5 protein-coding genes and 1 pseudogene are annotated in these 7838 nt (G+C 69.0%); all 6 read right to left on the reverse strand.

The window, feature by feature from the left end:
- Positions 1 to 109: 109 nt before the first annotated feature.
- Positions 110 to 3283: a cadherin-like domain-containing protein gene (locus tag SALMUC_RS03650; protein ID WP_037370997.1), complete on the reverse strand. Its 3174-nt coding sequence runs from the start codon at positions 3281 to 3283 to the stop codon at positions 110 to 112.
- A gap of 484 nt (positions 3284 to 3767) precedes the next feature.
- Positions 3768 to 4448 (reverse strand): class I SAM-dependent methyltransferase, encoded by a 681-nt coding sequence (locus SALMUC_RS27945; RefSeq protein ID WP_021119791.1) that lies wholly within the window; start codon positions 4446 to 4448, stop codon positions 3768 to 3770.
- A gap of 48 nt (positions 4449 to 4496) precedes the next feature.
- Entirely contained in the window at positions 4497 to 5327 is an 831-nt protein-coding gene (locus tag SALMUC_RS03660; protein ID WP_020043038.1) for a WecB/TagA/CpsF family glycosyltransferase, read from the reverse strand.
- A 107-nt stretch (positions 5328 to 5434) separates the two neighbouring features.
- The gene (gene wecB / locus SALMUC_RS03665) at positions 5435 to 6220 is read right to left on the reverse strand and encodes a non-hydrolyzing UDP-N-acetylglucosamine 2-epimerase (RefSeq protein ID WP_021119792.1); all 786 of its coding nucleotides are present in this window, start codon (positions 6218 to 6220) and stop codon (positions 5435 to 5437) included.
- Positions 6221 to 6281: 61 nt separating this feature from the next.
- Positions 6282 to 6407, reverse strand: a pseudogene (locus tag SALMUC_RS31475) (non-hydrolyzing UDP-N-acetylglucosamine 2-epimerase); the annotation flags it as partial.
- On the reverse strand, positions 6367 to 7838 hold a 1472-nt coding region (locus SALMUC_RS30900), incomplete at its 5' end, for a hypothetical protein (protein ID WP_245584655.1). The pseudogene SALMUC_RS31475 and the gene SALMUC_RS30900, both read right to left, overlap by 41 nt.

Raw genomic sequence — 7838 nt, forward strand, 5'->3', positions numbered from 1 at the left:
GCGCCGCAAGTGGGCCTTTCGCGTCATCCCCGGCGCCTTTCGTGCGCAAAAGGCGCGGCCCGGAGGCAGGGAAGCCCCGGCCGCGCGCGCGGCCGGGGCAGGGGCACCGTCAGAGGACGGTGTCGCTCTCGAAGGGGGTGCCCTCGATCAGGCCGGTCTCGAAGCCGACAAAGCCGGCGTCCTCGTCCACGTGGCGGACCTCGCCGTCACGCGAGGTCTCCTCGAGCACGCGCAGCACCATGCTTTCGTCGTCCAGCGACGCGGTCTGCAGCGTCGCCACGTCCCAGCCGTTGGTGGTCTGCATGTCCGTCACCATGACGAAGTCCTCGCCCGAGAAGCTGCCGTCGAAGTCGACCGTGGTCGGCCGGTGATCGACCATGTTCCCCGAGGTGCCGGCAAGCGCGCCGTCGGTCGCGCTGCCGCCCTGGCCGACCGCGATCCAGTCGAAGCCCTCGGCCTCGATCGAGCCGGTCGCGGCTTCCTGCTGGAACAGGCGCGCCTCGAAGCCCGTCTCGCTGACCGAGCGCAGGCGATCGGTGACCGCCATTGCGTTGGCCTCGCCCACGGCCTGGCCCAGCACAACCGGTGCGGAGTCGAAGGCGCCGTCGTCGAACGAGATCCCGGCAAAGCTGCCGCCCACCGAGGCGTCGCCCGCGCTGATCGTGCGGCCGTCTGACAGGACATGCGTGCCCTTCTCGACCGCGAGCCAGCTGATCTCCTCGGTCGTGTGCCAGTCGTCGAGGTATTCGTACTCGTCGATCTGGTACTCGAAACCGGTGTCGGTGACGTTGCGGACCCGCACCGTGTAGGGGTTGGCCCCGTTCCCGGTGAGGCCGCCCATGACGACCGAGGGATCCTCGAGCGGGGTGTCGAAGGTGACCGAGGTCCAGTCGCCCGCGCCGGCCTGCCCGGCGACGACCGTGCCGGTCTCGCCGATGACGTTGTCACCGGCGACGTCAGTCGCGGTGTCCGGCGTCAGCACGACGTCGACCCAGTAGTTGCTGAAGGCATAGCTCTGGTCCGGGAAGCTGCTGCCGCCGCTGCCGTAGGAATAGACCCCGGAGTTCGCCTCGAGGCTGATCGGCCCCTCGTCCGAGGCGCTGTCGAAGTAGTCCTCCGAGACGACGTAGCCGCCGTTCGGGGCGTAGTAGGAGGCGATGTAGTCCTCGCCGGCCTCGAGCTGCAGCGGCTTGTCGAAGGACACGGTGCTCCAGCCGCTCTCGGTCACCTCGGCGGTGGCCTGGCCCAGGCGCGTGCCGCTGTCGGACCACAGGTTGATCGACTGCGTGCCGGTGTTCGCCTCGCTCACGTAGAGCCGCAGCGCCTCGAGCGCGGCGTCGACATCCGCGGTGAACCGCAGGCCAAGCGTGACGGCGGCCGTGTCGCTGTCGGCCATGATGTCCGGCGTCGCCGAGCTGTCCCAGATGCTGAAGCTGCCCGCTTCCTCGTCGTCTTCCGGCGGAGCGGGCGGCGTCACCTCGGCGGTCGAGACCTGGATCTCGGCCTGCGCCGTGTCGGTGCCGCCTGCGCCGTCCGAGATGGTGTAGTCGAAGCGCGCCATGCCGGTGAACCCGGCGTCCGGCGTGAAGACCACGGTCTCGTCCGCGGCCAGCGAAACGGTCCCGTTCACCGCGCCGCTGACGTTGGTGATCGTCAGCGAGTCACCGTCGGCGTCGGTATCGTTGTCCTTCAGCATCGACGGCTTGAGCGACAGCGCCGTGTCCTCGCTCGTCGCGAAGCCGGAGTCGTCGGTCGCCACGGGCGCGGTGTTGGACGGCGGCGCGCTCGCGGCCGTGACCTCGATCGAGACGGTGGCGGTGTCGGTGCCGCCTGCGCCGTCCGAGACGGTGTAGTCGAAGCTCGCCATGCCGGAGTAGCCGGCATCCGGGGTGAAGACCACCGAGGAGGCACTTGCCAGCGAGACAGTGCCGTTCACCGCGCCGCTGACGCTGGTGACGGTCAGCGCGTCGCCGTCCGCATCGCTGTCGTTGGCGCGCAGGTCCGCGGTGGCGATCGTCGCCGCCGTGTCCTCGGTCGTCGAGAAGCCGCTGTCGTTCGTGGCCTCGGGTGCGGTGTTGGCGGGCGGCGTCGGGGTCCCGCTGCTGTCGCGCTCGTAGGCGCCGATGTCCACGACCCCCTCGACACGCGCGGTCCCTTCGAGATCGACCGAGGCCAGCCCGTAGTCGTCGGTGCCCGCGTCGATCGCAACCGAGCCCGAGGACAGCCGGAAGTCGTTGCCCGGGTCGATGAAACCGGGGTCCACGCCCAGCAGGTTGCCGTCTGCCGCGCTCGGCATCGCGTTGCCGCCGTCGGTCTTGACCGAGGCTTCGCCGGCGGTGCCGGTGTAGGTCAGGTTGTTGGCCCAGACCACGTTGTCGTTCGTGTAGCCACCGTAGGAATTGTTGTCGATCGCGGTGTTCTCGGGGTGCACCGAGGGATCGACCACCGCGATGTTGTTCACGAAGGTGTTGTTGCTCGACTGCGAGTTGCTGATCTCGCCGCGCCAGGTGCCGGTGTTCTGCAGGTCCTGGTTGTTGTGGTAGGCGGTATTGCCGCGCACGGTGACGTTGTCGCTCCAGATGACCTGGATGCCCTTGCCGCCGTTCTCGTAGACGAGGTTGTTCTCGACCAGCGTCGGGTAGGTGTAGCTCGGGAAGGCGCTGTTCTGGGTGCTCTGGAAATCATCGATGATGATCCCGTTGCCGTCGGTGTGCTGGCCGTTCTCGGTGACGTTGTCGTAGGAGACGTTGTTCCGGATGATCGTGCGGTAGCCCGTCGTCTCGGTGTCACCGGTGATGTTGCGGTTCTCGTAGACCGAGATGCCCGAGAACCAGTCGCTGGCCGCGTTGCCGTAGGTGGTGTTGCCCTCGATCAGGTAGAATTCGCCCCAGATCGCCGACAGCCCCGAGGCGCCGTTGTCGTGCGAGATGTTGTTCAGCATCGAGATGTGGTGCGAGTTCTGGGCCTCGATGCCGTGATAGGCGCTGCCCGTGATCTCGAACCCGTCGATGGTGATGTAGCTCCCCTCGATGGTGAAGCCGTTGCCCGAACTTCCCGGTTGAATCGACGCGGCACCTGGGGTTTCTGACCGGATCGTGATGTCGCCGGCCGCGGATCCGTCGATGTTGACGTAAACGCTTTCGCGGTAGGTGCCGGGCTTCACGAGAACAGTGTCGCCGGGCTGCAAACCGGAGCTGACCGCATGATTGATCGTGGCGAACGGAGAGGATTCGCTTCCGTCGTTTGCGTTACTGCCAGTTGTCGAAACGTAGTACGTTGCCATGTAGCTTTCGCCTTTTTGAGTATTGGCTTGTCCATTCGGATGAGTGGACATGGCAACGGATACCAGCCGGTCGAATCCACGGACCAGATTGGCAACCCCCCTCAGAAAGGCCTCGGGCAAAGACCCGCCGACTCGCATTTCGGCCGCGTCGGCGATTGATTCAAGGCTCTCGGAAATGTGTGCGGTGCGCCAATGACTTGCTCCCGGCCCCCCCTCACGGGCAGGGGTGGGGACCGCCATTGCCAGCACCATTGCGGCGGTCAGAAGGCACAGGCGGATAGTTGCGCAGAGGCGCGCCGCCCGCCGAAATATGTAAAAAGTGTGACGAAGAGCGACGGCCGAACGCGCCGCGCTGGCGCAAATCACGCCCTTTCCGGCGCGTCCGGATTCGACGCACCTGGCCGTTCGGACATGCCCCGGAGGTTGCGTCAGGGGCCCGCTCCGGTCCTCGCCGCTGCAGGGAATGACGGGGTCCGGGGACACCCTATGCGGCGGCCTCGTCCCGCAGGCGCGAGGCCCAGTGCACGACGTAGCTCTTGGCGACGACGAGACGCTCGGTATAGATCTGCAGGTCCGGGAACAGCGCCTCGAGCTCGCGCCGGGCCAGCAGGTTGACGTGGTCCAGCTGGTAGCGGCGCACCTGCAGGTCGGCCTGGCGACACCAGCTCAGCCGCGACAGCGACAGCAGCCGGACCCCCACGCGGCTTGCCGACCCACGTGGACGAAGGGGGCGGTGGAAATGTGGCTCGATCGGGAACTCCCAGGCCGGGGTCTGGATCCAGCCGGACCCGCCCACGCGCACCACCTCGCGCGCCATGGCGGCCATGTCCTCCCAGCAGCCGACATGCTCGATGACCGAGTTGGAATGCACCAGGTCGACCGACTTGTCGGGAAACTCCGACAGCTGCCGCGCATCTCCGATCCGGAAGGAGAACTCCACGCCCGGCGCCGCCTCGATGCGCTCGCCGAACTCCATCTCGTCCTGGTTCAGGAAGACGATGCTGCGGATCCCGTCGAGGCCGACGTTGTCCCAGTAATCCGGCCGCCCGCCCACATCGAGGATGTCGAGCTTCCGGCCCAGCGACTGCGACTGCTGCCGGATGTGCTGCCGCAGGCGCGCGCCGCGCTTCTTGCGGAAGTAGTTGACTGACTGGTTGAAGCTCATGTCGTCACCCTGTCCATGTGCTGTCCCTCGCGCTGGCTTGCATCCCCGTCATGCCGCCGGTCGCGGGCCGGGGTCCGGAAACCGGCGCAGCCCGCTGCGCTGCAACGCCAGCAGCGCGAGGTATCCGGGCACCACGCGCAAATAGCGCCGCCACAGCCGCCGCGGCTCGGAGGCGAGGCGAAAGGCCCACTCCAGGCCCGCCCGCTGCAGCCGTGCCGGCGCCTGCTTCACGTTGCCGGCGTGAAAGTCGAAGGCGGCGCCCACGCCGATCAGCATCGGCGCCTCGAGCCGGTCGCGCAGCCGCGCCATCCAGCGTTCCTGCTTTGGCGCGCCGATCCCGACCCAGACGATGTCCGGGGCCGCCGCGTTGATGTCGTGCACCACCGCTTCTTCCTCGGCCTCGGTCAGCGGGCGGAAGGGCGGGGCATGCATGCCGACGATCTCGGCTTGCGGAAAGTCCCAGGTCAGCCGCGTCTCGAGCCGGCGCAGCGTTTCCTCGGTCGCGCCGTAAAGGTAATGCTTCAGCCCGCGCCCGAACATCGCCAGCATCAGGTCCGGCCCGTAGACACGCCCGGCGCCCGCATGGCCGCGCCGGTGCAGTTCCCAGACCAGCGGCATGCCGTCGGGCGTCACCAGGAAGGCATCGTTGAAGATCGCCCGCATCTCCGGGTCGCTCTGGCAGTTCATCAGCCCGTGCGCCTCGGCCACGCAGATGTAGCCGCGCTCGCCGCTGCGCACCGCCTCGACGATGCGCTCGGTCGCCAGCGGCAGGTTCAGGGCCGAGACCCGGACCCCCAGCAGGTTGATGTAGGGGACCGCCTCGGGCGGCGGCGGCGAAGGCGGCAATGCGGCGGCCTGCGACTCGGTTGTCTGCAACATGGTCCGGCTCGTTCCTTACAGCATGGGTTCAAGGTGCCCGCGGCGTCCCTTCGCGGGTAGACGGCCCTTCGGGCGGGCAGCACCCCCGAAAGGCTTAGGCGCGCCTGTCACGCGATGGCGTCCACGATCCGCGCCGCCGCGTGCCCGTCGCCATAGATCTGGCGGGCCGAGGGATCGTTCGCGAAGGCCGAGTTCCGGTCCAGCAGCGACGCGGCGCCGCGCAGGATCTTCTCGGGGTCGGTGCCCACCAGCCGGCAGACGCCGGCCATCACCGCCTCGGGCCGCTCGGTGACCTCTCGGGTCACCAGCACCGACTTGCCGAGCGCCGTCGCCTCCTCCTGGATGCCGCCCGAGTCCGAGATGATGAACTCGGACCGCTGCATCAGGTGCACGAAGGGCACGTAGTCCATCGGCTCGACGAGGTGGATGTTGCTGCGGTCCTTCAGCATCTCGAAGACCGTCTCGCGCACCCGCGGGTTCAGGTGCACCGGGTAGACGATCTGGTGCCCCGGGTAGCGCTCGGCGATCTCGTTGAGCGCGATGCAGAGGTTGCGGAACCCCTCGCCGAAGCTCTCGCGCCGGTGCCCGGTCACCAGGATCCAGGGCGCCTCGGAGGGCACCTCCGACAGCAGCCCCGACAGGTCCGCCGTGCGGTTCGCCAGCACCCAGAAGAGCGCGTCGATGACCGTGTTGCCCGTCACCTCGATGGTGTCGGGCGGCACGCCCTCGCGCAGCAGGTTCTCCTCGGCATGGGCGGTGGGCGCGAAATGCAGGTCCGCGATGGTCGAGATCAGCCGCCGGTTCACCTCCTCGGGGAAGGGCGCGCGCTTGTCGTAGGTGCGCAGGCCCGCCTCGACGTGGCCCACCGGGATCTGCAGGTGAAAGGCCGCCATCGGCCCCCGCGAAGGCCGAGGAGGTGTCGCCCTGCACCAGCACCATGTCCGGCTCCTCGCTGGCGAAGACCGTGTCCAGCCCGCGCATGACCTCGGGGACCAGCCCGTTCAGCGACTGCCCGGGCGTCATCGCGTCGAGGTCGAAATCAGGCGTGATCTCGAAGATCCGCAACACCTGGTCGAGCATGTGGCGATGCTGGGCCGTGGCGCAGACCGTCACCTTGAAGTCCCGCGGCCGTGCCGAGAGCTCCTGGTAGATCGGCGCCATCTTGATGGATTCCGGCCGCGTGCCGGCAATGAGCATGACTTTCTTCATGATGTTTCCTCGGGTCGGGTCTGGGCGCTGAGGGCCGTTGGGGCAGGGCCCGGCCCGGTCGGGGCGGTGCCCCGGTAGGGCCGCGCGGGACGATGTGCGGGACGATCCGGCCCGGTGTGGCGGGCACGGCGCTGGCGGGGCCCGCCGGGGGCGCCGGCCGCCTTGCCCGGCTGCGCAGCGTGCAGGCCGCGGGCGCGGTTGCCCGCCGGCAGGCCGAGCCGCATTTCCTCGAGGCAGGCGTCCATGAGGTACTTCGTGCCCCAGTTGTTGACGCAGAAGGGCAGGTAGGCACCGTCGAGCGGAAAGGCCGAGGGCAACCCGCCGCGCCACCCCTCGTCGGTGAGGGTCCCAGCAGGCGGTCGGCCTTGAAGCCCGCATCCGCCAGCTGCGCCACGGCGGTCATCGCGGTGAACCCGAAGCCGGTCGTCATGTCCTTGCGGACGAAGGCGCCCGGCACCGTGCCACTGCGCGCGATGCCCTCGTGCAGCGCGTCGAGCGCCGGCAGCACCGCTTCGAGATAGCCCCGCGACGGGTCGATCTCGGCCGCCTTGAGATAGCCCTCGATCGTGTAGACAAAGGGGTGAAGGAAGGCGATGCCGGGCCGCACGCCGGGAAACTCGCAGCCCTCGATATAGCCGTCGGGCCGCAGCCGCGCGCGCAGCGTGTCGAGACACCTGTGCCCGGCCGCCTCGATCCGCCTGTCCTCGAGCGCCTGTCCGGCGTCGATCATCGCGTAGGCGACCAGCGCGTTGTGGCTGCCGAAGTGGTCGAAGGCGAGATGCCGCCGCCATGTTCCGTCCTGCGCCTGCGCGTCCGCCAGGAAGCGCCCCAGCCGGTGCGCGGCCGAGGTGAAGCGGTCCTCGCGCCGCGCCATGGCGGTGAAGCCCTGCAGGATCGCGCCGCAGTCGAAGATCACGATCTTCGACGTGCCGATCGGCGCCGTGCGCGGCGGCTCGATGTTGCAGCGGATCGCGCCGTCGGGCAGCTGCCGCGTGGCCAGCCAGGCCGCGGCAGTCGTGGCCATGTCACGCGCCTCGGGGGCGTTCAGCGCTTCGGCTGCGTCCAGCAGCGTGGGAATGCTGTAGCCCGTGGTCTCGGGGTAGGGCGCGGCATAGCGGCGCGACCGCGCGCTGTAGCTGGCGGGGATGCCCCCCGTGCCCCAGTGATCCTGCGAGCGCCGGATCCAGGCCAGCGCCTGCCGCAGGGTGCCCTCCAGCGCCTCGGGCCGTTGCGCCGCCACCGGGGGCAGGCGCGCGGGCCAGGCCCGCCGCTCGGCCAGCGTCTGCCGCGCGAGATCCGCCC

The sequence above is a fragment of the Salipiger mucosus DSM 16094 genome (assembly GCF_000442255.1).
Lineage (GTDB): Bacteria > Pseudomonadota > Alphaproteobacteria > Rhodobacterales > Rhodobacteraceae > Salipiger > Salipiger mucosus.

Excerpts from the sequence above, each read along its gene's own strand:
- SALMUC_RS03650 (WP_037370997.1), bottom strand. The coding sequence starts at position 3,283 with ATGGCAACGTACTACGTTTCGACAACTGGCAGTAACGCAAACGACGGA.
- SALMUC_RS27945 (WP_021119791.1), bottom strand. The coding sequence starts at position 4,448 with ATGAGCTTCAACCAGTCAGTCAACTACTTCCGCAAGAAGCGCGGCGCG.
- SALMUC_RS03660 (WP_020043038.1), bottom strand. The coding sequence starts at position 5,327 with ATGTTGCAGACAACCGAGTCGCAGGCCGCCGCATTGCCGCCTTCGCCG.
- wecB (WP_021119792.1), bottom strand. The coding sequence starts at position 6,220 with ATGGCGGCCTTTCACCTGCAGATCCCGGTGGGCCACGTCGAGGCGGGC.